The sequence below is a fragment of the Pseudomonas sp. 3-2 genome (assembly GCF_019710535.1).
GTDB classification, from domain to species: Bacteria; Pseudomonadota; Gammaproteobacteria; order Pseudomonadales; family Pseudomonadaceae; genus Aquipseudomonas; species Aquipseudomonas pharyngis.
Genome location: NZ_CP081200.1, coordinates 6,215,857 through 6,237,137, shown reverse-complemented (window position 1 = coordinate 6,237,137; position 21,281 = coordinate 6,215,857). Strand labels below are relative to the sequence as shown.

Sequence of the window (21,281 nt, the reverse complement as noted above, 5' to 3'; positions counted from 1 at the left end):
CTAATCCCTGTGGGAGCGGGCAAGCCCGCTCCCACAAAGGTTTTGTGTTGTGGCGGGTTACTTCAGGGTGACCTTGGAGTAATCCTGCCGCCCGAACGGGCTCACCGAGTAACCCTGCACGTCCTTACGCGTCAGCGCATAGGCCGTCGGATGCGCCAGCGGCAGCCACAGTGCCTGCTGCTGGATCTGCGCCTGCGCCTGTTCGTAGAGCTTGGTGCGTACGCCTTGTTCGCTGGTGGTCTTGCCGGCGCTGATCAGCTTGTCCAGGTCGGCATTGCAGTAGCGGGCGAAGTTGGTGCCGGATTTGACCGCCGCGCAGGAAAACTGCGGCGTGAGGAAGTTGTCCGGGTCTCCGTTGTCGCCGGCCCAGCCCATGAACAGCAAGTCATGTTCGCCAGCCTTGGCGCGACGGATCAGTTCGCCCCATTCGATCACGCGGATTTCCGCTTGAATGCCGATTTCTGCCAGATCCGATTGCAGGAGCTGCGCGCCGAGGCTCGGGTTCGGGTTGAGCAGGCTGCCGGACGGGCGCGTCCAGATGGTGGTCTGGAAACCGTCCTTCAATCCGGCCTTGGCCAGCAGGGCCTTGGCCTTGTTCACGTCGTGGGCGTAACCCGGCAGGTTCTTCGCGTAGCTCCAGGTGTTCGGCGGGTACGGGCCGTTGGCGGCTTCGGCGGTGTCTTCGAATACAGCCTTGAGGTAGTTGGCCTTGTCGAAGGCGAGGTTGATCGCCTGGCGCACTTCCGGTTTGTCCAGCGGCGGGTGCTGGCTGTTGATGCCGACGAAGGCGGTCATGAACGCGTCAGTCTTTTCGACTTTCAGCGTCGGCTCTTGCCTGGCAGCCTGTACGTCCAGCGGTTTTGGCGACAGGGCAATCTGGCACTCGTTACGCCGCAGCTTTTGCAGCCGCACGTTGGCGTCCGGAGTGATGGCGAAGATCAGCGGGTCCACCGCAGGTTTGCCGCGGAAGTAATCCGGGTTGGCCTTGTAGCGGATCGAGGCGTCTTTCTGGAACCGGGTGAAGACGAACGGGCCGGTGCCGACCGGCTGGCTGTTGAGCTTGTCGGTGGCGCCGGCCTTCAACAGCTTGTCGGCGTATTCAGCAGAATAAATCGAGGCGAAGCCCATGCTCAGGGTCGCGAGGAACGTCGAGTCCGGGTGATCGAGGGTGAAGCGCACGGTCAGCGGATCCAGTGCGTCGATCTTCTTGATCAGGCTCGGCAACTGCATCGACTGGGCGTGCGGGAAACCGCTCTGGGCGACCTTGTGCCACGGGTTGGCCGGGTCGAGCATGCGGTCGAAACTGAATTTGACGTCTTCGGCGGTCAGTTCGCGGGTCGGCTTGAAGTAGTCGGTGGTGTGGAACTTCACCTGCGGGTGCAGTTTGAAGACATAGCTCAGGCCATCGGTACTGACTTCCCAGCTGTCGGCCAGGCTCGGGACGACCTTGCCGCTGGCGGTGTCAAAATCCACCAGACGGTTCATCAGCACGTCCGCCGAGGCGTTGGTGGTGGTCAGCGAGTTGTACTGCACCACGTCGAAGCCCTCGGGGCTGGCCTCGGTGCAGATGCTCAGGGCGGCGGCCTGGGCCAGTGGACTCAGTAACAGCGGGGCGAAGAGCAGGGGGAGGGCAGCGAGGCGCATGGTCGGCTTCCTTTACAGATCGAAGGCCCATCTGCAAGTGCAGTCTGGAAAAGGCCTACCCTAGTGGTCGCGATTGCAAATGACTATCCCCTTTTTGCATTTTCGGGGCTGCGCGGTTAAGGATTTGTCGGAAGAGGCGGCAGGAAAAGTCTCGAACGCGGGTATGATCGGTTTTCTTCGACGAATGGTAAAAATTGCCGGCGGCCTTTGCCCAAGGCGCTTGCGGCCGGAAAAAGCGACCTTTTAGCCATTCATTGCACACGGAAAGTTGTTGCTCCGTGGTCTTTCTGGTATAAAGCAGCGCTCTTTTCTAGGGGCCCGGTTCCTTCGCTTGTAGGTGTAGCCGGTAAGACCTCTAAAGAATCGCGGCGCCTGGCGCCACAATGACTAGAGATTAAGCGGCCAACCCATGCCGGGTTGGGCATGTGGTTTTAGAGGGCTGAGGCATGTCTAGAGTATGTCAAGTTACCGGTAAGGGTCCGGTGACTGGGAACAACATTTCCCACGCAAACAACAAAACCCGTCGTCGTTTCCTGCCGAACCTGCAGCATCACCGCTTCTGGGTTGAAGAAGAGAAACGTTTCGTACGCCTGCGCGTTTCCGCCAAAGGCATGCGTATCATCGACAAGCGTGGCATCAGCGTTGTGCTGGCCGAGCTGCGTCGCGACGGCAAGGTTTAAGGGAGCTAATCATGCGTGAATTGATTCGTTTGATCTCGAGCGCCGGTACTGGTCACTTCTACACTACCGACAAGAACAAGCGTACTACCCCGGACAAAATCGAGATCAAGAAATATGATCCGGTTGTTCGCAAGCACGTGATCTACAAGGAAGGCAAAATCAAGTAATTGATTTTTCCCGACTTACGAAAAAGGCCCGTATCTCACGATACGGGCCTTTTTTGTTGCCTGGCGATTAGCAATCAGCCGCAGATCAGTTCATCGATCTCATTGCGATCGTTGACCAGCACCCTGATCCGGTCAGGTTTGGGCAGGAGATTGAACAAGTCCTCCGGCCGTTCCAGTCGATGTTTCTGAACTCCGGCCGCAGTGCGGATAGCGCTCAGGGTCTCTGGGGTGGCGACTTGGCCGACAGCAAATTGCGCGGCGTTGATATTGCAGAAATCAGGCATGGTGCCTCCTTGCGTTCCATTCGGTTGGGAGCGCTCGCCGGTCAGTCCTGCCGAGACATCCTGCCTCGGTAGGAAATTGCCCGATGTATGAGCGCTGCCGCGAAGTTTCACTCAGAAGCACTGCACGCGTCTTACTCGTGTAGTCACCACTTGTGTCGGATCAGGCCTTCTGTTCGAAGATCACATAGACCTTGCGGCACGCTTCCAGCACTTCCCAGGTGCCACGGAAACCGGCCGGAATCACGAAGCGGTCGCCGACACGCAGGGTCTTTGCATTGCCTTCACCGTCACGCAGCACTGAAACACCTTGCAGGATTTCGCAGTATTCATGTTCGGTGTAATTCACCGTCCACTGCCCGACCGCACCTTCCCAAACGCCAACGCCCATTTGCCCACATGGGCTGTCGTACTGGTTGAACACCGCCTGCTCGGGATCGCCCTTGAGCACTTTGGCCGGGTCCGGGCGATAGCGTTCGGCTTCGGTTGTGGTCAGGCTGATGTCGACGACGTTCTGGATGTTCATTGTTGTTTTCTCCCGTGATGACGGCGCGGTGGCTTGAAAGGGGCAAAGTCTATGTTGATTAAATTGAACGCCGCAAGGCGGTATAACCGCCTTATGTCAAATATATTGAAACAACCCCGGCCGCTGGTTTAGGGTGGCGGATGCCTCGGGCCGAAAAGCAGGCTGGCCGGGCAGTATTCCTGAGGACGACCGCGACGATCGCGGCGCTCGTATTGAACAAGAGGAGGACACTCGAATGACCACCCTGACTCGTGCCGACTGGGAACAACGCGCTCGCGACCTGAAGATCGAAGGCCGCGCCTTCCTCAATGGCGAGTACACCGATGCCGTCTCCGGCGAGACCTTCGAGTGCATCAGCCCGGTCGATGGCCGCCTGCTGGGCAAGATTGCCAGCTGTGACGCCGCCGACGCTCAGCGCGCCGTGGAAAACGCCCGCGCCACGTTCAACTCCGGCGTCTGGTCGCGCCTGGCGCCGACCAAACGCAAAGCCACCATGATCCGTTTCGCCGGCCTGCTCAAGCAGCATGCCGAAGAACTGGCCCTGCTCGAAACCCTCGACATGGGCAAGCCGATCAGCGATTCGCTGTATATCGACGTGCCGGGTGCCGCGCAAGCGCTGAGCTGGAGCGGTGAAGCGATCGACAAAATCTACGACGAAGTCGCCGCTACCCCGCACGATCAACTGGGTCTGGTAACCCGTGAGCCGGTTGGCGTGGTCGGGGCCATCGTGCCGTGGAACTTCCCGCTGATGATGGCCTGCTGGAAACTCGGGCCGGCGTTGTCGACCGGTAACTCGGTGATCCTCAAACCGTCGGAAAAATCCCCGCTGACCGCCATCCGCATCGCCGAACTGGCGGTCGAGGCCGGCATCCCGAAAGGCGTGCTTAACGTGCTGCCGGGCTACGGCCACACCGTCGGCAAGGCGCTCGCGCTGCATAACGACGTCGACACCTTGGTGTTCACCGGTTCGACCAAGATCGCCAAGCAACTGATGATCTATTCCGGCGAATCGAACATGAAGCGCGTCTGGCTGGAAGCCGGCGGCAAGAGCCCGAACATCGTGTTTGCCGATGCGCCGGATCTGCAAGCCGCTGCCGAATCCGCCGCCAGCGCCATCGCCTTCAACCAGGGCGAAGTCTGCACCGCAGGTTCCCGTCTGCTGGTCGAGCGTTCGATCAAGGACAAATTCCTGCCGATGGTGATCGAGGCGCTGAAAACCTGGAAACCGGGCAACCCGCTGGATCCGGCCACCAACGTTGGCGCGCTGGTCGACACTCAGCAGATGAACACCGTGCTGTCCTACATCGAGTCGGGCCACACCGATGGCGCCAAACTGGTGGCCGGCGGCAAGCGCATTCTTCAGGAAACCGGTGGCACCTACGTTGAGCCGACGATTTTCGACGGCGTGAGCAACGCGATGAAGATTGCCCAGGAAGAGATCTTCGGCCCGGTGCTGTCGGTTATCGCCTTCGATACCGCCGAGGAAGCGATCAGCATCGCCAACGACACGCCTTACGGCCTGGCGGCGGCAGTCTGGACTCAGGACATTTCCAAGGCACACCTGACCGCCAAGGCCCTGCGGGCCGGCAGCGTGTGGGTCAATCAGTACGATGGCGGCGACATGACCGCACCGTTTGGCGGCTTCAAGCAGTCGGGCAACGGCCGCGACAAGTCGCTGCACGCGTTCGACAAATACACCGAGCTGAAGGCGACCTGGATCAAGCTGTAAACAGTTAGCGGTAGCCCGGTCACTCCAGGCACCCTGACGAAACAGAGATCCCTTGTGGGAGCGGGCTTGCTCGCGAAGGCGGTGTGTCAGTCAGCAATAATGTCGACTGTCAGACTGCATTCGCGAGCAAGCCCGCTCCCACATTGGTTTTGTGGTGCACATAAAAATTATCCACAGGAGCGTGGACCATGCGTTGGGCGACGTATTTCGCCGTGTTGGCGTCTGTCTTGAGTGTTGGTCTGGCCCTGGGGGTCAGCATGCCGCTGGTGTCGTTGCGCCTGGAGGGTTGGGGTTACGGTTCGTTTGCCATTGGTGTGATGGCGGCGATGCCGGCCATCGGCGTGTTGCTGGGGGCGAAGGTTTCCAGTCATCTGGCCGCGCACTTCGGCACGGCGAACCTGATGCGCCTGTGCCTGTGGGCCGGGGCGCTGTCCATCGGCCTGCTGGCGCTGCTGCCGAGCTACCCGATCTGGCTGGTATTGCGGCTGATGATCGGCGTGGTTCTGACCATCGTGTTCATCCTCGGCGAGAGCTGGATCAATCAACTGGTGGTCGAGCACTGGCGCGGACGATTGGTGGCACTGTATGGCAGCAGTTATGCGCTGAGCCAACTGTCTGGTCCATTACTGCTGGGTGCGCTTGGCACCGATCACGATTACGGCTTCTGGGTGGGTGTCGGTCTGCTGATCGCTTCGCCGTTTCTGCTGCTGGGCCGCAGTGGCGCGCCGAGCAGCGAGGCCAGCAGCGTGACCTTCGGCGATCTGTGGGGCTTCGCTCGCGAACTGCCGGCCATCGCCTGGGCGGTGTCTTTGTTCGCCGCATTCGAAGCGATGATCCTGACGCTGTTGCCGGTGTATTGCCTGCAACAGGGCTTCACCGCTGAAATCGCGCTGGCGATGGTCAGCACTGTGGTGGTGGGCGATGCGCTGCTGCAATTGCCCATCGGTGCGCTGGCCGACTACCTGTCGCGACGGACCCTGTTCACCGGCTGCGCCGTGGTGTTGATGCTGTCGAGCCTGGCGATCCCGATCCTGCTCGACACCTTGCTGATCTGGCCGCTGTGGGTGCTGTTCGGCGCCAGTGCCGGTGGTCTGTTCACGCTTTCGCTGATTCTGATTGGCGAGCGTTACCGCGACGATGCGCTGGTGCGCGCCAATGCGCATGTCGCGCAGCTGTGGGGTGTCGGTTGTCTGATCGGGCCGTTGATGGCGGGCGCGGGCAGCCAGTGGATCAGCGGACATGCGTTGCCGTGGCTGATGGCGGCCGGCGCGTTCGGGCTGGTGATTCTGCTGTCGCGGCAAGGGGCGTTCGGCAAGGTGCCGGAGCCCGCTTGATGAGGCGGTTGGAGCGGGTCGCTACAGCATCCGCTCCAGTCCCACCGTGGTGCTGAACCACGCATTGAAGCGCCGCCACCAGTTGCCGGGCTCCTTGGTCAGCGTGTGCATCTGGCCATTGTCCTCGGTGACCCACACCACTTTTCCGTCCTGCAGTTTCGCTTCGTAGCTGAGCGCCGGCGCCATGCCTTGCAAGGCCAGTTCGCGCACGTGCGCCGCCAGTTCGGGGCTGTCCACCAGCACCCCGACTTCGGTGTTCCACAGCACCGAGCGCGGGTCGAAATTGAACGAGCCGATGAACGATTTTTTGCCGTCGAAGATCATCGCCTTGCTGTGCAGGCTCGAATCCGAGCCGCGATAGGACTTGCTGTAAAACAGGTGCGGGCCACTGCCGTCGTTATCCCCAGGCTGGCGCCGCAGCTCAAACAGCTTCACGCCATGTTCCAGCAACGCCTTGCGATACGGCGCATAACCGCCGTGCACCGCCGGCACGTCGGTGGCTTCCAGCGAGTTGGTCAGCAGGCTTACCGACACGCCCGCATCGGCGCGGCCGGTCAGGTAGACCAGCCCCGGTTGTCCCGGCACGAAATAGGCAGAAATCATCACCAGTTCTTTGCTGACACCGGTCAGCTCCGGCGCCAGTTGTGTGGTCAGCAGCAGCTGCGGGTCGGGTTCGCCCTTGGCCAGCACCTTGCTCGGCGCATCCCACAACGCCTGATTCCAGGCCCAGATCAGCTCCCGGCGCCAGACGTCCATGCGCGGAGCGGTGCGGTAAGTCATCAACTGCTGATACAGCGCGTGATTCTGTTTGCGGGTCTCTTCCAGGGATTCTTCCAGGCGCGTGCGGGTGTTCTGCAGGTCTTTGGCCGTGGGTTTGCTGGAGAGGAATTCGTCGATCGGCTTGCTCAGGGCACTGTTCCAGTACTGGTCGAAACTGTGCCCGAGCTGTTCGGCGACCGGCCCGACACTGAGCATGTCGATGTCGGTGAAGTTCAGGTTGGGCTCGGCATCGAAGTATTCATCGCCCAGATTGCGCCCGCCAACGATGGCCACACTGTTGTCCGCCAACCACAACTTGTTGTGCATGCGCCGATGTTGCAGCGACAGGTTGAACAGCCGCCCGGCCGCACGGGTCACACCGGTGCTGCGCCCCAGGTGCAGCGGATTGAACAGACGGATCTGGATCTGTGGATGCGCCGCGAGGGTGGCGATGATGAGGTCGAGACCGTCGCTGGTGGTGTCGTCCAGCAGGATCCGCACCCGCACGCCACGGTCGGCAGCCTTCAACAATTCTTCCACCAGCATTCGGGTGCTGATGCCGTCATGGACGATGTAGTACTGCAAATCGAGGCTGCTTTGGGCGTTGCGGATCAGCTCGGCGCGGGCGGTAAAGGCTTCGGTACTGTTGGACAGCAGGCGAAAACCGGACTGGCCCTTGTAGGGCGCCGCCTGGGCCTGGATCGAACGGCCGAATGCCGATCCGTTGGCTGGCAGGGTCTGGCTGGGTTCTCGTGGAACATCCAGTGAGGCGCACCCGGCGAGCAGCAGGGCGAACATCAGTGCAAATGGCAGGGAATGTCTTGAGCTCAAGTCGGATCGTTCCGGGTGTGGGCGAGGTCAGGAGTATGGCACGGCGCACGCAGCGTGTTATCCGTTCGACGGTCAGTCAATCCGAGCCCTGGACCAGAGCGGCTTGTAGCTTATGACTGTCGGGCAAGCGAGAGTTCTTAAACGAATTGACGATTTTTCCGGCTCACATCAGCTACACCTTGCAGCGATTTTTCCGGTGCCGATTAAGCCCTCGCCTTACATCACTCCCATGACGCAATCGGAATAATCGCCGTGCTGATTTTGAGGAAGGGCATTTCTGTTTTTCACTCAGAAAAGGCGCAGCTGGCTGTAATTTTTTGATTCTTATGGAGTGAGAATTTTCATGCGCAAGACCTTTCGTGCGATAGCTGTCGCAAGCGCCCTGTGCCCGGCATTGGCCATGGCCGACGGTGCGGATCTGACGATCACCGGTACTATCATCCCGACTTCGTGTACGCCGGCCTTCGCCGGCGGCAACACGGTGGATCTGGGCAATATTTCCGCCGCCGCACTGAACCGGGACAGTCAGACCGAACTGACCAACCACAACGTCACCCTGAGTGTCAGTTGTTCGGCGTCCGCACCCATGGCCATCAAGGTGCATGACAATCAGGCCCATACTCAATTGCCTGGTATCGTCGTCGACGGCTCGGATTGGGCCATGTACATCTACGGGATAGGTGAGGTGGCGGGTACCAAGATCGGTGGGTATGGCCTGCGATTCGGCACGCCGACCGTCGATGGCCAGACCTCTATCGTGATGTACAAACAGGGTGCAAACGCCAATTGGGATATTCCGGCGCCTGCCACGCTGGTCGGGAAAAACTACGAAGGCAATCTTCGCTATTCCTGGGGGCGCAGCCTGGCTGCAGGTCCATTGCCAGGGGTGGTGCACACTTTTCCCATGACGCTGGTGCCGGTGATCGGGCCGGCGTCGAACCTTCCGATCACTTCTGAAATCGCGCTCAGAGGCTCGGCGACTTTCGAGCTGCTCTACCTCTGACAGGGCGCGCAACGCGCAACCATCGACAGGCTTCGGTCGCTTCCGAGGCCTGTCCTTTCCAATCAACCCGATCGGTTGGTCCGTAGCCCGGCATGGATGCCGGTTGCGTGCTTGCCTGTGGAAAACTCCATGAACGCCATTGTGCGAAATGCCATCGCCAGCGTGTTGCTGGTTTCTTTGTGGGTGCCAAAGCCGATCCACGCAGCGGGAATGGTTCCCGAGACCCCTGTCGTGGTGCTGGACGAAGGCGTTGGGGAAGCGGGCATCAACGTGTTCAATAGCGAGCCGCATCCAGCACTGCTGCACACGTCCATTGAAGACGTACCGCAGGACACCGAGTCATTGTTGCTGCTGACGCCCCCGGTCGCCCGGGTCGAACCCGGCACCACGCAGCGTGTGCGCTTCATCCTTCGCAGCGCCGAACCTTTGAAGACCGAGCGCCTCAAGCGTGTGGTGTTCGAGGGCATCGCACCGCAGGACTCCTCGAGTAAAGCCCAGGTCAGTCTGAGCGTGCGGCAAAACATTCCAGCGATCCTGCGCCCGGCGAGCCTGCCGGTCGACCGAGAGCCATGGAAGCATCTGGTCTGGTCGCGAAAGGGCGCTGAAGTACAAGTTCTCAACCCCAGTCCGTATGTTGTGCGGCTGGGGCATTCGGTGACTTTGTTGCCAGGCAAAAAGGAAATGGATCTGGGTCGCACCTATGTACTGCCCGGTGAGCAACTGACCTTGAGCGGGACGGCTGAGCCGAGCCATTCGCCAACTCAGGTGCGGCTGTTCCCGGTCACCACCTATGGTTTCGCCATCGCGCACTTTGACGCTCCGTTGGTGACGGACTGATGCATTGGCGTGGTTATGCCGACGCTGTGTTGATGGTGGTTTTGAGTTTCGTTCATAGCGCCGAAAGCGCAGAGCTTGGGGGGGTGCAGTTCAATGAGGATGTACTGAAATCACGTGGACTGGATCCGCGCCTGGCCGAGTATTTCAGCCAGGCACCGCGCTTTCGCGAGGGCGTGCAGGCCGTAACACTCTCGGTCAACGGCGTCCCCAAGGGGCGGGTACAGGTCGCGTTCGATGCCGAGGGCGAGTTGTGTTTCGCGCCGTCACTTCTGGAGCGGGGTGGCATCAGGGCGACGGATCACGTCGAGTCGACGGGTGAAACGGGGTGCGAGCTGTTTGCCCGGTATTTTCCGGACGCAGTGGTGCAGGCCGATCCGTCGCAGGAGCACGTCGCGTTGTTGATGCCCACCGATAAACTGTTGCCCGAGCGTCCGGCTCGCCGCAGCTTCGTCAACGGTGGTACGGCGGGCCTGTTCAACTACGACGCCTTGCTGCTTGGCAGCCGTTACGCCAGACAGTCTTCGCAGTACCGTAGCCTGAACGCCGAGCTGGGCTTGAATGCGGCGGACTGGTTGTTTCGCAGTCGTCAGGTGTACAGCGAGTTTGCCGGTCAGGAGCGTATCGAGCACCTGTATACCTACGCTTCGCACACTTCGGAACACTATCAGGCCAACTTGCAACTGGGTCAGTTGAACCTGGTATCGCCACTGTTTTCCGGTGAGGCTTTTAATGGCTTTCAGGTGCAGCCGGAGCTCGCCTTGATGGCGCTGGACGAAGACAGTTCGGGTGCGCGGGTCGAAGGGATTGCCTATTCCGCGGCCCGGATCGAAGTCACCCAGAACGGTGCGCTGATCTACACCACGGTGGTGCCCAGTGGTCCGTTCACGCTGGTGGGTTTGCCGCTGCTCAGTCAGAGCGTGGATCTGGAGGTGACGGTCCACGAGGAAGACGGGCAGCAACGGCGTTTTATTGTGCCGGCGACACAATTGCGGGGTGGGATGACGGGCCGGGCGCCAGGTTATGGGCTGGCGGTCGGTCAGGTACGACGCTATGCCGGTGATGAGCGCGATGCTCCGGCGTTTGCGGCAGCCAGCAAGGACTGGCCACTGAGCCCACGCTGGCAGGCCACGGCCGGTGCGATGCTCGGCAGCGGCTATCAGTCGCTCGGTTGGGCACTGCAGGGCGGCGTTGGCGATCGCCTGGTAGTCAGTGGTCGTCAGGTGCTTTCCCGGGCGCAGGACCAGGCACTGACCGGCACGCAGTTGCAGTGGACCGCGAGCGGTTTGTTGAGTGAAAGGTTATCGGCAAGTGTCGCGCTGACCCAGCAGACCCAGGGTTTTCGCACACTCTCGGATACCACCTGGGATGCGCGCAATGATCGACCGTTCCAGCGGATGCGCAATCAACTGACGGCCAACCTCAGCACCAGCAGCCCGATGTTCGGTGGGTTTTCCGGCAGCTACTCGCGGTTTTCCATGTTTGACGGGACGGCCAACTCAAGAGTTGCCTTGGCCTGGTCGCAGAGCATTCGCCGGGCCAACGTGACATTGACGGTTGAGCGCGCTGTCGCGGGGGCCACGGACGATGCCCGCGGCACAGCGGCCTATCTGAGCGTCAGTTTGCCGCTGGGCAAGCGCCGGACCGTGCACGGCTATGTGCGCAGCGACGACGTGAGCGGTACCCGCAGTGGTCTGCGGTTCAACGAACAACTGAGCGATACCCTGGCTTACAGCATCGGCGCCGAGCGACCGGATGACGGCCGTGCCGGGTTCAACGGGCGGGTCAATCTGTTGCCCCGCTACAGTCAGATGGACATGGGCTATGCCCGCAGCGGTGCCGGCGACCAGAGCTATGACATCGGCCTGCGTGGCGGTGCACTGGTGCACGGTGGCGGCGTGACCCTGTCGCCCTATCCGCTGCGCGAAACCTTCGCCTTGCTCAAGGCCGGTGACAGTGCTGGCGTCAAATTGAATACCCCGCGCGGTCCGGTCTGGACCGATGGCTCCGGACACGCCGTGGCGGCCAGTCTGCCGGCGTACAGCAAGGCACGGGTCGAACTCGATACGGCCAGCCTGCGGCGCAATGTCGATGTGCACAACGCTTATCAGGAGGTCGAGGCCGGACGTGGCGCGGTGCCGCACCTGGCGTTCGAGATGGTGACCGCACGGCGCGTGCTGTTGCAGGCGCGCATGCCGGATGACGATTTTGTCTACAAGGGTGTCGGCGTGTTTGACGGGCAGGGACAGTACGTCACCAGCGTGCTGGAGGCCGGGCGGATTTTCCTGTCCGACTTGCAGCCAGGCCTTCAATTGCACGTGCTGTTGCCGGATGGTCAGCGTTGTCGCCTGGAGTTCGCCCTGAGCCTGGAGCCTGACGCCGACGCACTGTATGAAACTGCATCGGCTATCTGCCGGATTGCCTGAAAAAGGAAAACATCATGCAAGGATTGAAGAACGGCGCTACATGCGTACTGCTGGCGGGCACTTTGACAGCCATGGCCCGGGTAGAGGCGAACCCCGATTGCACCGTCAGACTTGGCCCGGCCGTCATCGACTTCGGGACCACGACGCGCGGGCAATTACTGGCGCAGTCTGTCCAGGGTGATCCGTTGAGTTTCGGTCTTCGTCGCGCTCAGGCCTCCGTCCAATGCAGCCGGTCAGGCCCGTTGCGACTGGAACTGGTCGGGCCCGCCGCGGCTGCCGGGCTTTACCGTTTCGGCGCCGGTACGCTCAAGGTGCGTGTGATGAGTGTGCGGGTCGACGGCAAACCGGCGCAGTGGCTCAGCGAGGGGCTGGTAGACGGGCCGGACGCTGATGTCCTGCGTCCTGGTTCCAGACTGATACCTGCGCTCGCCGGAGTCGGGATAGAGGGGCAGGGCATGGAGGTCGAGCTGGAACTGGACGCGCGGATTCCATCTGCGGCGAGCCGGGTCAGTGACCTGACCCGCTTCGAGACTGATCTGGGATTGCGTCTGCGCTAAAGCACCTCCGCGTCAGCAGTTGTCACTTTCAGCCAGCAGCTTGATGGCGGCCGCGCCGACCTTGCGCACTGCTTCTTCGATCAGCGGCGTCGGTTTGGCCGCGTAGTTCATGCGCAGGCAATTGCGATATTTGCCCGAGGCGGAAAAGATGCTGCCGACGGCAATCTGTACGCCCTGATCGTGCAGCGCACGATTCAGTTTCAGCGTATCGAAACCTTCCGGCAGTTCGACCCAGAGCATGAAGCTGCCCTGCGGGCGGCTGGCGCGGGTGCCGGCCGGGAAGTAGCGCGTCACCCAATCGATCATCACGTCGCGATTGCGCTGGTATTGCGTGCGCATCCGCCGCAAATGCGGTTCGAAGTGCCCGGCCTTGAGAAATTCGGCGATGGCGATCTGCGGTTGCGGTGCCGTGGAGCCAGTGCTGATGTATTTCATGTGCAGCACCCGCTCGAGATAGCGGCCGGGCGCGACCCAGCCAATGCGCAGGCCCGGCGCCAGGGTCTTGGAGAACGAACTGCAGAGCAGCACACGGCCGTCTTCGTCGAAGGATTTGATCGTGCGCGGGCGTGGGTAGGTGTAGGCCAGTTCGCCATACACATCGTCTTCGATGATCGCCACGTCGAAGCGCTGGGCCAGGTTTAGCAGGGCACGTTTGCGCGACTCCGGCATGATGTAGCCGAGCGGGTTGTTGCAGTTGGGCGTGAGCTGGATGACCTTGATCGGCCATTGTTCCAGCGCCAGTTCCAGCGCTTCGAGGCTGATGCCAGTGAGCGGGTCGGTGGGGATTTCCAGGGCTTTCATGCCCAGGCCTTTTAGGGTCTGCATGGCGCCGTGGAAGCTCGGCGAATCCACCGCGACGATGTCGCCGGGCTCGCAGATCGCGTGGATGCTGGTGGATAGCGCTTCGTGGCAACCAGTGGTGACCACCAGATCGCTGGCGCTCAACTGGCAGCCGGAATCGAGCATCAGCCGGGCAATCTGTTCACGCAATTCGAGAGTGCCGTGGATGTTGTCGTAATACAGACCGGGCATGTCCTGACGGCGGCTGATACGGGCCAGTCCGCGCAGCAGCGGTTTCATCGTCGGCGACGAGATGTCCGGCATGCCGCGACCCAGCTGCACCACGTCCTTGCGCGGCACGGCGCGAATCAGTTCCAGCACCTGATCCCACTGGGAAATTTCCACCGGCCGCTGCGCCGGACGCCCCACCGCCGGCAGTTCCGGCAACTCGCGACCGACCGGCACGAAGTACCCGGACTTGGGTTTCGGCGTGGCCAGGCCGCTGTCTTCCAGCATGCGATAGGCCTGCTGCACCGTGCTCAGGCTGACCCCGTGTTCGACGCTCAGGGCGCGCACCGACGGCAGTCGGTCGCCGGGGCGGTAGAAGCCTTGTTCGATGCGCGTGCCGAGCAGTTCGGCGAGGTTTACATACAGGGTCATGACACTGCCTCGGTGCAGGTGATTCGGTAAACCGGTACAGATGCGGCAAAAATCGACAATTCAGAGCTTGGGACGATCAATCTGTATGGAATTAATACAGATCTGTTGAATCTGTAATGCTTTTGCCCGCCCGCGCATCATGGAATCTCTGGCTACCCAAGTAAACAGGAGCAATGAAAATGAACGGCTTGAGCGATGTGCGGCTGACGTTACACAGTCAGGAACTGGAGGCAGGGCAACAGGACAATGCGCGCAACGAGAGCATGTGCAACGCACCGTCCGGCCTGAGTCGCTGGGACCTGTTCTGGCACCGTCTGCACACGCGCAAGGCGTTGCTGCGCCTGACGCCGGAACAGCTCAAGGATATCGGGCTGACCCGCGAGCAGGCGCTGGAGGAGGGATTGAAGCCGTTCTGGCGGATCTGAAATCTTCGATGCCTGTTTCGGCCCCCTTCGCGAGCAAGCTCGCTCCCGAATTCGACCGTGTTCTCCAGTCGAAGCGCGGTCACCTGTGGGAGCGGGCTTGCTCGCGAAGGCGTATTCAGAGCCTCAACAAAAACATCAGACCAACTCTTTGAGCCGATGCCACAACATCCCCAACGCCAGCAGCGGCGAACGCAGATGTTTGCCGCCGGGGAAGGTGATGTGTGGCACTTTGGCGAACAGGTCGAAACCGCCGCTGTGCTGTCCGCTGATGGCTTCGGCCAGTAGCTTGCCCGCCAAATGCGTGGCATTCACGCCATGGCCGGAATAGGCCTGGGCGTAATACACGTTCGGCTGCTCCGCGAGCCGGCCAATCTGCGGCAGACGGTTAGCGCCGATGCCGATCATCCCGCCCCACTGATAATCAATATTTACCGAGGCCAGTTGCGGAAACACTTCCAGCATTTTGGGCCGCATGTACGCGCCGATGTCCTTCGGATCGCGCCCCGAGTAATGGCAGGCGCCGCCGAACAGCAGGCGCCGGTCCGCCGAGAGCCGATAGTAATCCAGCGCCACCCGCTGGTCGCAGACCGCCATGTTCTGTGGCAACAGGTCGTGAGCCTGTTCTTCGCTCAGCGGTTCGGTGGCAATGATGTAGCTGCCGGCCGGCAGCACCTTGCCGCTGAGTTGCGGATTGAGGTCATTGAGATAGGCATTGCAGCCCAGCACCAGAGTTTTCGCCCGCACCGAACCTTGTGCGGTGTGCACCCGGACTTCAGGGCCGTAGTCGATGCGGGTGACCGCCGATTGTTCGAACAGCTTCACCCCCAGTTGCTGCGCTGCTGCGGCTTCGCCGAGTGCCAGGTTCAGTGGGTGCAGATGCCCGGAGCCCATGTCGATCAGTCCGCCGACGTAGCGTTTGGAGCCGACCACGGTGTGCATTTCGTTCGCTTGCAGCAGGCGGGTTTCGTAGCGGTAACCGAGGCTGCGCAGCTCTTCGGCGTCTTCGGCAAAACCTTCAAGGTCGGAAGGTTTGTTGGCGAGGTCGCAGTAACCCCAGGTCAGGTCGCAGGGGATCTGAAATTTTTCGACGCGCTGGCGGACGATTTCCACCGCTTCCAGGCCCATGAGTTTCATCTGACGTACGCCGTCGGTGCCGATCACGTTGGCGAATTGATCGAGGCCGTGACCGACCCCGCGAATCAGTTGCCCGCCGTTGCGACCGCTGGCGCCCCAGCCGATCCGGTTCGCCTCCAGCAACACGACGCTCAAACCCCGTTCAGCCAATTCCAGCGCCGTGTTCAGCCCGGAGAAGCCGCCACCGACCACGCACACGTCCGCGATCAGTTCACCTTGCAGCACCGGATGGTCGGGGTGCGGCAGGCTGCTGGCGGCGTAATAAGAGGCAACGTGGGGTTGGCTCGCGGAGGCGTGGGAGCGGGCATTCATGGGCGTCATCCTGAGCGGGTGTCGAGAAAATTTGACGGAGCATAAGCCGCAGGCCCGAGGACGGGCAACATTGGTCGGCCCGTGGTGTCTGGATCACGGCTTTTGCGGCACAATTGCCGCCTATTCCGCTCCGGTTACCGCTGCAATGAGCTGCAACAGTCAGAAAATCCGCGCCCTGCGTCAGCAGATTCCCACGTTCGAGTGCGTGCCGGGCTGTCATGACTGCTGCGGGCCGGTGACCACTTCGCCCGAGGAAATGTCCCGCCTGCCGCGCAAGACCCGCGCCGAGCAGGATGCGGCCATGGAAGAACTCAACTGTGTGCATCTGGGGCCAAATGGCTGCACGGTGTATGACGAGCGGCCGCTGATTTGCCGGTTGTTCGGTACGACGCAGACCTTGCCGTGCCCCAACGGCCGACGACCGGTGGAGCTGATTCACCCGCGGGTCGAGAAGCAAGTGTTCGAGTACATGGCCGAAAATCGGCAAGTGCTGGTTTGAGCGATCAGTCCGGAATCGGCAGGCTCAGGCTCTCCTTTACTTCTTCCATGACGATGTAGCTCTTGGATTCGCGCACGTGCGGCAACTTGAGCAGGATGTCGCCCAGCAATTTGCGGTACGAAGCCATCTCGGAAATCCGCGCCTTCACCAGATAGTCGAAATCCCCTGACACCAGGTGGCATTCGAGCACGTGGGGCAATTTCAGCACCGCACGTCGGAACTCTTCGAAAGTATCGCCGGATTTGTAGTCGAGACTGATCTCGACGAAAACCAGCAGACTACCCTTCAAGTGCTGCGGATTCAGGCGGGCGTTGTAGCCCATGATGATCCCCTCGCGCTCCAGGCGCCGCACCCGCTCGGTGCACGGCGTGGTGGAGAGCCCGACCTTTTCGCCCAGTTCGGTGAATGAAATACGCCCGTCCGCCTGCAGGATCCGCAAGATGTTGCGGTCGATCTTGTCCAGCTCACGTTTGGTTTGAGTGTTGGTACGCATAGGGGATGCGCCTCCGTGAAAAGGGTTTTTGCCGAGAATTGTCGCCAAATATAGGCGCTTATACAGTGAAAAGCACTGGCAAATCTTTTTTACACTGCGCGCATCATTGCTCTAACAACAGACGTACGCGGCACGCCGCGATGAGGGATACAAAATGCGCGTTATGGTCTTGGGTAGCGGCGTCATCGGTACCGCCAGTGCTTACTATCTGGCCCGTGCCGGGTTTGAAGTGGTGGTGGTCGACCGGCAGCCCGCTGCGGCCATGGAGACCAGTTTCGCCAACGCCGGCCAGGTCTCGCCAGGCTACGCCTCGCCGTGGGCTGCGCCGGGCGTACCCCTCAAAGCCATCAAGTGGCTGCTGCAACGCCACGCGCCGCTGGCAATCAAGGCCACCGCCGACATTGATCAGTACCTGTGGATGGCGCAGATGCTGCGCAACTGCACCGCCAACCGTTACGCGGTCAACAAGGAGCGCATGGTGCGTCTGTCCGAGTACAGCCGCGACTGCCTCGACGAATTGCGCGCCGAGACCGGCATCGCCTACGAAGGCCGCAGCCTCGGCACCACCCAGTTGTTCCGCACCCAGGCACAACTGGATAACGCCGCCAAAGACATCGCCGTACTGAAAGAATCCGGCGTACCGTTCGAAGTGCTCGACCGCGACGGCATTGCCCGCGTCGAACCGGCGCTGGCGGGTGTCACCGACATCCTCGCCGGTGCCCTGCGCCTGCCGAACGACCAGACCGGCGACTGCCAGATCTTCACCACCCGCCTCGCCGAAATGGCTACCAAGCTCGGTGTGGAATTCCGCTTCGGCCAGGACATCCAGCGCCTCGACTTCGCCGGTGACCGCATCAACGGCGTATGGATCGACGGCAAGCTGGAAACCGCCGACCGCTACGTGCTGGCCCTCGGCAGCTACTCGCCGCAACTGCTCAAGCCGCTGGGCATCAAGGCCCCGGTGTATCCGTTGAAGGGCTACTCGCTGACTGTGCCGATCACCAACCCGGCCATGGCTCCGACCTCGACCATTCTCGACGAGACCTACAAGGTCGCGATCACCCGTTTCGACAACCGCATCCGCGTCGGCGGCATGGCGGAGATCGCGGGTTTTGACCTGTCGCTCAACCCGCGTCGGCGCGAAACCCTGGAGATGATCGTCAACGACCTTTATCCTCAGGGCGGCAATCTGGCCGAAGCGAGCTTCTGGACCGGCCTGCGTCCAACCACCCCGGATGGCACGCCGATCGTCGGCGCCACCCCGTTCAAGAACCTGTTCCTGAACACCGGTCACGGCACTCTCGGCTGGACCATGGCGTGCGGCTCCGGTCGCTTGCTGGCCGACCTGATGGCGAAGAAAAAGCCGCAGATCAGCGCCGAAGGTCTCGATATTTCCCGTTATGGCAACACCACCCAGGAGTCCGCAAAGCATGGCAATCCAGCGCCAGCTCACCAATGAGCGCATGAGTCAGATCGTCAGCCACAACGGTACGGTGTATCTGTCCGGGCAGGTCGGCGATGACTTCAACGCCGGTGTCGAACAGCAGACCCGCGACGTACTCGCCAACATCGAGCGCCTGCTCGATCTGGCCGGCACCGACAAGCAGCATCTGCTGTCGGCGACGATCTACCTGAACGACATCGAGGCGCACTTTGCCGGCATGAATTCGGTGTGGGATCAGTGGCTGCCCAAAGGCGCCGCCCCGGCCCGCGCCACCGTCGAAGCGAAGATGGCCAAGCCGAGCATCCTGGTCGAGATCTCTATCGTCGCCGCGTTGCCGTAACCCGTTGTAAAGATCCCTCTCCCGGTGCTGTTGGCGGTTCACGCCGTCAGCCAGCGCCGGTTTTTATTCCCATGACCGCCAAGAAGTCTGCTGCCATGCGTCCTGCCCGTGCCCTGATCGACCTTCAAGCCCTGCGTCACAACTACCGTATCGCCCGTGAAGTCACCGGTGCCAAGGCACTGGCGGTGATCAAGGCCGATGCCTACGGCCATGGCGCGGTGCGTTGCGCCCAGGCGCTGGAGGCTGAAGCGGACGGCTTCGCGGTGGCGTGCATCGAAGAAGCCCTGGAGCTGCGTGCCGCCGGGATTCGCGCGCCAGTGCTGCTGCTTGAAGGTTTTTTCGAGGCCGATGAGCTGGCGCTGATCGTCGAGCACGATTTCTGGTGCGTGGTGCATTCGCTGTGGCAGCTCGAAGCGATCCAGCAGGCGGCGTTGAGCAAGCCGATCACCGTGTGGCTGAAGCTCGATTCGGGCATGCACCGCGTGGGCCTGCATCCCAAGGATTACCCGGCGGCTTACCAACGTTTGCTGGCCAGCGGCAAAGTGGCCAAAGTCGTGCTGATGAGCCACTTCGCCCGGGCCGATGAACTGCACGAGCAGAGCAGCGCCGATCAGGTCGCGGTGTTCGAAGCCGCGCGTCAGGGCCTGGCGGCCGAAGTCAGCCTGCGCAACTCGCCGGCGGTGCTGGGCTGGCCGCAGATTCACAGCGACTGGGTGCGCCCGGGCATCATGCTCTACGGCGCCACCCCGTTCGAAGAAGCCAACGCCGTGGCCGAGCGCCTGCAGCCGGTGATGACCCTGGAATCGAAAGTCATCAGCGTGCGCGAATTGCCGGCCGGCGAGCCGGTGGGTTACGGCGCGAAGTTCATCACCGACAAACCGATGCGCATCGGCGTGGTCGCCATGGGTTACGCCGACGGTTATCCGCGTCAGGCGCCGACCGGCACCCCGGTGCTGGTGGCCGGCCAGCGCAGCCGCATTCTTGGGCGGGTGTCGATGGACATGCTGTGCATCGACCTGACTGACGTACCGCAGGCCGGCCTCGGTTCGACCGTCGAGTTGTGGGGCAAAAACATCCTCGCCAGCGATGTGGCGAAGTGGGCGGACACCATTCCGTACCAGATCTTCTGCAATCTGCGCCGGGTGCCAAGGCTCTATTCCGAGGGTTGAAGCGCTAGCGGGGCCCAAGTGTTGTAAATACTGAACGCTGTCGCCATGATAACGCTCAATATTTCTACAACATCAGGAGGCTCCAGCCTTGGACGTCGGTGAACGACTGCAATCGATCCGCAAGCTCAAAGGGCTTTCCCAGCGTGAACTCGCCAAGCGCGCGGGCGTCACCAACAGCACCATTTCGATGATCGAAAAGAACAGCGTCAGCCCTTCGATCAGTTCGCTGAGGAAGGTTCTGGGCGGGATTCCCATGTCCATGGTCGAGTTCTTTTCCGAAGAGATCCTGCAGGAAAAACCGACCCAGATCGTCTACAAGGCCAACGAGCTGATCGACATTTCCGACGGCGCCGTGACCATGAAACTGGTCGGCCGCGCGCACCCGAGTCGGGCCATCGCGTTCCTCAATGAAATCTACCCGCCGGGCGCCGACACCGGCGAAGAAATGCTGACCCACGAAGGCGAGGAAACCGGGATTCTGGTGGAAGGGCGCCTGGAACTGGTGGTAGGCCTTGAAACTTTTATCCTCGAAGCCGGCGACAGCTACTACTTTGAAAGTACCAAGCCGCATCGTTTCCGTAACCCTTTCGATGCACCGGCGCGACTAATCAGCGCAGCCACGCCGGCGAATTTTTAAACCAAGAGGCGCCAGGCCATACGGCAAAGGCACCCGAAACGTTTTTCCACAGCGCGATATAACCCCTTCGACTTTGGGGTTGTTTCAGTGAAGCGGGCTAACCGCTATACTTGCGCCCGCCTGCGAACCGTGGCCGCAGGCGTGAATAGCCACCATTGAGGGTGAACGCGTGAACCTAATTATGAAAATGCTGGCTGCACCAGCAACCGTACTGGCCCTCTGGGCTGTCAGCGCTCAAGCTGCGACGAATGACGACATTGCCAAACGCCTTGAGCCGGTCGGCCAGGTGTGTGTTCAAGGGCAAGAGTGCAAGGGGATGGAAGTCGCTGCTTCGGCAGGCGGCGGTGGCGGCGCCAAGACGCCGGACGAAGTGATTGCCAAACATTGCAACGCTTGCCACGGCTCCGGTCTGCTGGGCGCCCCGAAAATCGGTGACGCCGCAGCCTGGAAAGAGCGCGCCGATCACCAGGGCGGCCTCGACGGCATCCTGGCCAAGGCCATCACCGGCATCAACTCGATGCCGCCAAAAGGCACCTGCGCCGACTGCTCCGATGAAGAGCTCAAGGGCGCGATCCAGAAGATGTCCGGCCTGAAATAAGCCGCGCTTCTGACGAAAA

The 21,281-nt window shown here is 61.4% G+C and carries 22 protein-coding genes; 15 read left to right on the top strand and 7 right to left on the bottom strand.

Annotation, left to right across the window (positions count from 1 at the left end; all coding sequences use genetic code 11):
- Nucleotides 1-57: 57 nt before the first annotated feature.
- Nucleotides 58-1,644, bottom strand: a complete 1,587-nt coding sequence (locus tag K3819_RS28445) for an ABC transporter substrate-binding protein (RefSeq protein ID WP_221398334.1) — start codon at nucleotides 1,642-1,644, stop codon at nucleotides 58-60.
- Nucleotides 1,645-2,090: 446 nt separating this feature from the next.
- Between K3819_RS28445 and rpmB the strand changes: the two genes are divergently transcribed.
- Both rpmB and rpmG read left to right on the top strand, forming a co-directional pair.
- Nucleotides 2,091-2,324, top strand: a complete 234-nt coding sequence (rpmB, locus tag K3819_RS28440) for a 50S ribosomal protein L28 (protein WP_003177273.1) — start codon at nucleotides 2,091-2,093, stop codon at nucleotides 2,322-2,324.
- Nucleotides 2,325-2,335: 11 nt separating this feature from the next.
- The gene (gene rpmG, locus K3819_RS28435) at nucleotides 2,336-2,491 is read left to right on the top strand and encodes a 50S ribosomal protein L33 (protein ID WP_003177274.1); all 156 of its coding nucleotides are present in this window, start codon (nucleotides 2,336-2,338) and stop codon (nucleotides 2,489-2,491) included.
- A gap of 74 nt (nucleotides 2,492-2,565) precedes the next feature.
- On the opposite strand, the gene K3819_RS28430 is transcribed toward rpmG, so the two are convergent.
- Complete coding sequence (locus K3819_RS28430) at nucleotides 2,566-2,775, bottom strand: peptidase inhibitor (RefSeq protein WP_064600404.1); 210 nt, start codon at nucleotides 2,773-2,775, stop codon at nucleotides 2,566-2,568.
- 160 nt (nucleotides 2,776-2,935) lie between these two features.
- Complete coding sequence (locus tag K3819_RS28425; RefSeq protein ID WP_007954453.1) at nucleotides 2,936-3,298, bottom strand: cupin domain-containing protein; 363 nt, start codon at nucleotides 3,296-3,298, stop codon at nucleotides 2,936-2,938.
- 235 nt (nucleotides 3,299-3,533) lie between these two features.
- Between K3819_RS28425 and K3819_RS28420 the strand changes: the two genes are divergently transcribed.
- Nucleotides 3,534-5,027, top strand: coding sequence for an aldehyde dehydrogenase (locus K3819_RS28420; RefSeq protein WP_064600402.1), 1,494 nt, complete (start codon nucleotides 3,534-3,536; stop codon nucleotides 5,025-5,027).
- Nucleotides 5,028-5,215: 188 nt separating this feature from the next.
- A complete protein-coding gene (locus tag K3819_RS28415) occupies nucleotides 5,216-6,361 on the top strand; it encodes an MFS transporter (protein ID WP_085612079.1) in 1,146 nt (381 codons plus the stop codon).
- Between the two features lie 21 nt (nucleotides 6,362-6,382).
- Here K3819_RS28415 and K3819_RS28410 read toward each other — a convergent pair whose 3' ends face one another.
- On the bottom strand, nucleotides 6,383-7,918 hold the full coding sequence (locus K3819_RS28410; protein WP_221399738.1) for a phospholipase D family protein: 1,536 nt from the start codon (nucleotides 7,916-7,918) through the stop codon (nucleotides 6,383-6,385).
- Nucleotides 7,919-8,294: 376 nt separating this feature from the next.
- Here K3819_RS28410 and K3819_RS28405 point away from each other — a divergent pair, with 376 nt between their 5' ends.
- The 4 genes from K3819_RS28405 (at nucleotide 8,295) to K3819_RS28390 (ending at nucleotide 12,771) form a co-directional block, all read left to right on the top strand.
- Entirely contained in the window at nucleotides 8,295-8,954 is a 660-nt protein-coding gene (locus K3819_RS28405) for a DUF1120 domain-containing protein (protein WP_085612077.1), read from the top strand.
- Between the two features lie 129 nt (nucleotides 8,955-9,083).
- On the top strand, nucleotides 9,084-9,791 hold the full coding sequence (locus K3819_RS28400) for a fimbria/pilus chaperone family protein (protein ID WP_085612076.1): 708 nt from the start codon (nucleotides 9,084-9,086) through the stop codon (nucleotides 9,789-9,791).
- A gap of 83 nt (nucleotides 9,792-9,874) precedes the next feature.
- Complete coding sequence (locus K3819_RS28395; RefSeq protein WP_158090093.1) at nucleotides 9,875-12,214, top strand: fimbria/pilus outer membrane usher protein; 2,340 nt, start codon at nucleotides 9,875-9,877, stop codon at nucleotides 12,212-12,214.
- A gap of 14 nt (nucleotides 12,215-12,228) precedes the next feature.
- The gene (locus K3819_RS28390) at nucleotides 12,229-12,771 is read left to right on the top strand and encodes a hypothetical protein (RefSeq protein ID WP_221398333.1); all 543 of its coding nucleotides are present in this window, start codon (nucleotides 12,229-12,231) and stop codon (nucleotides 12,769-12,771) included.
- A 12-nt stretch (nucleotides 12,772-12,783) separates the two neighbouring features.
- Here the strand turns inward: K3819_RS28390 and K3819_RS28385 are convergent, their stop codons facing one another.
- The gene (locus K3819_RS28385; RefSeq protein ID WP_085612073.1) at nucleotides 12,784-14,211 is read right to left on the bottom strand and encodes a PLP-dependent aminotransferase family protein; all 1,428 of its coding nucleotides are present in this window, start codon (nucleotides 14,209-14,211) and stop codon (nucleotides 12,784-12,786) included.
- 179 nt (nucleotides 14,212-14,390) lie between these two features.
- Between K3819_RS28385 and K3819_RS28380 the strand changes: the two genes are divergently transcribed.
- Entirely contained in the window at nucleotides 14,391-14,636 is a 246-nt protein-coding gene (locus tag K3819_RS28380; protein ID WP_039765237.1) for a DUF1127 domain-containing protein, read from the top strand.
- A 135-nt stretch (nucleotides 14,637-14,771) separates the two neighbouring features.
- Here the strand turns inward: K3819_RS28380 and K3819_RS28375 are convergent, their stop codons facing one another.
- On the bottom strand, nucleotides 14,772-16,082 hold the full coding sequence (locus tag K3819_RS28375) for an FAD-binding oxidoreductase (RefSeq protein ID WP_221398332.1): 1,311 nt from the start codon (nucleotides 16,080-16,082) through the stop codon (nucleotides 14,772-14,774).
- Between the two features lie 145 nt (nucleotides 16,083-16,227).
- Here K3819_RS28375 and K3819_RS28370 point away from each other — a divergent pair, with 145 nt between their 5' ends.
- Nucleotides 16,228-16,581, top strand: a complete 354-nt coding sequence (locus tag K3819_RS28370; RefSeq protein ID WP_064600390.1) for a YkgJ family cysteine cluster protein — start codon at nucleotides 16,228-16,230, stop codon at nucleotides 16,579-16,581.
- 4 nt (nucleotides 16,582-16,585) lie between these two features.
- Here K3819_RS28370 and K3819_RS28365 read toward each other — a convergent pair whose 3' ends face one another.
- Nucleotides 16,586-17,074, bottom strand: coding sequence for an Lrp/AsnC ligand binding domain-containing protein (locus K3819_RS28365; protein ID WP_003177284.1), 489 nt, complete (start codon nucleotides 17,072-17,074; stop codon nucleotides 16,586-16,588).
- A 154-nt stretch (nucleotides 17,075-17,228) separates the two neighbouring features.
- On the opposite strand from K3819_RS28365, the gene dadA reads away from it, so the two are divergent.
- From dadA to K3819_RS28340, 5 genes are all read left to right on the top strand, one after another.
- Nucleotides 17,229-18,533, top strand: a complete 1,305-nt coding sequence (gene dadA, locus K3819_RS28360) for a D-amino acid dehydrogenase (RefSeq protein WP_064600388.1) — start codon at nucleotides 17,229-17,231, stop codon at nucleotides 18,531-18,533.
- Entirely contained in the window at nucleotides 18,505-18,858 is a 354-nt protein-coding gene (locus K3819_RS28355) for a RidA family protein (RefSeq protein WP_039765240.1), read from the top strand. The genes dadA and K3819_RS28355 overlap by 29 nt, the downstream gene beginning before the upstream one ends.
- 95 nt (nucleotides 18,859-18,953) lie before the next feature.
- On the top strand, nucleotides 18,954-20,027 hold the full coding sequence (alr, locus tag K3819_RS28350) for an alanine racemase (RefSeq protein ID WP_221398331.1): 1,074 nt from the start codon (nucleotides 18,954-18,956) through the stop codon (nucleotides 20,025-20,027).
- A gap of 88 nt (nucleotides 20,028-20,115) precedes the next feature.
- Complete coding sequence (locus K3819_RS28345; protein WP_003229444.1) at nucleotides 20,116-20,664, top strand: cupin domain-containing protein; 549 nt, start codon at nucleotides 20,116-20,118, stop codon at nucleotides 20,662-20,664.
- A 181-nt stretch (nucleotides 20,665-20,845) separates the two neighbouring features.
- The gene (locus K3819_RS28340) at nucleotides 20,846-21,262 is read left to right on the top strand and encodes a cytochrome c5 family protein (protein ID WP_064600380.1); all 417 of its coding nucleotides are present in this window, start codon (nucleotides 20,846-20,848) and stop codon (nucleotides 21,260-21,262) included.
- Nucleotides 21,263-21,281 lie beyond the last annotated feature (19 nt).

Bases quoted from the DNA above. Each gene is read 5' to 3' on its own strand.
- K3819_RS28445 (WP_221398334.1), bottom strand. From the start codon at position 1,644: ATGCGCCTCGCTGCCCTCCCCCTGCTCTTCGCCCCGCTGTTACTGAGT.
- rpmB (WP_003177273.1), top strand. From the start codon at position 2,091: ATGTCTAGAGTATGTCAAGTTACCGGTAAGGGTCCGGTGACTGGGAAC.
- rpmG (WP_003177274.1), top strand. From the start codon at position 2,336: ATGCGTGAATTGATTCGTTTGATCTCGAGCGCCGGTACTGGTCACTTC.
- K3819_RS28430 (WP_064600404.1), bottom strand. From the start codon at position 2,775: ATGCCTGATTTCTGCAATATCAACGCCGCGCAATTTGCTGTCGGCCAA.
- K3819_RS28425 (WP_007954453.1), bottom strand. From the start codon at position 3,298: ATGAACATCCAGAACGTCGTCGACATCAGCCTGACCACAACCGAAGCC.
- K3819_RS28420 (WP_064600402.1), top strand. From the start codon at position 3,534: ATGACCACCCTGACTCGTGCCGACTGGGAACAACGCGCTCGCGACCTG.
- K3819_RS28415 (WP_085612079.1), top strand. From the start codon at position 5,216: ATGCGTTGGGCGACGTATTTCGCCGTGTTGGCGTCTGTCTTGAGTGTT.
- K3819_RS28410 (WP_221399738.1), bottom strand. From the start codon at position 7,918: ATGTTCGCCCTGCTGCTCGCCGGGTGCGCCTCACTGGATGTTCCACGA.
- K3819_RS28405 (WP_085612077.1), top strand. From the start codon at position 8,295: ATGCGCAAGACCTTTCGTGCGATAGCTGTCGCAAGCGCCCTGTGCCCG.
- K3819_RS28400 (WP_085612076.1), top strand. From the start codon at position 9,084: ATGAACGCCATTGTGCGAAATGCCATCGCCAGCGTGTTGCTGGTTTCT.
- K3819_RS28390 (WP_221398333.1), top strand. From the start codon at position 12,229: ATGCAAGGATTGAAGAACGGCGCTACATGCGTACTGCTGGCGGGCACT.
- K3819_RS28385 (WP_085612073.1), bottom strand. From the start codon at position 14,211: ATGACCCTGTATGTAAACCTCGCCGAACTGCTCGGCACGCGCATCGAA.
- K3819_RS28380 (WP_039765237.1), top strand. From the start codon at position 14,391: ATGAACGGCTTGAGCGATGTGCGGCTGACGTTACACAGTCAGGAACTG.
- K3819_RS28375 (WP_221398332.1), bottom strand. From the start codon at position 16,082: ATGAATGCCCGCTCCCACGCCTCCGCGAGCCAACCCCACGTTGCCTCT.
- K3819_RS28370 (WP_064600390.1), top strand. From the start codon at position 16,228: ATGAGCTGCAACAGTCAGAAAATCCGCGCCCTGCGTCAGCAGATTCCC.
- K3819_RS28365 (WP_003177284.1), bottom strand. From the start codon at position 17,074: ATGCGTACCAACACTCAAACCAAACGTGAGCTGGACAAGATCGACCGC.
- dadA (WP_064600388.1), top strand. From the start codon at position 17,229: ATGCGCGTTATGGTCTTGGGTAGCGGCGTCATCGGTACCGCCAGTGCT.
- K3819_RS28355 (WP_039765240.1), top strand. From the start codon at position 18,505: ATGGCAATCCAGCGCCAGCTCACCAATGAGCGCATGAGTCAGATCGTC.
- alr (WP_221398331.1), top strand. From the start codon at position 18,954: ATGCGTCCTGCCCGTGCCCTGATCGACCTTCAAGCCCTGCGTCACAAC.
- K3819_RS28340 (WP_064600380.1), top strand. From the start codon at position 20,846: ATGAAAATGCTGGCTGCACCAGCAACCGTACTGGCCCTCTGGGCTGTC.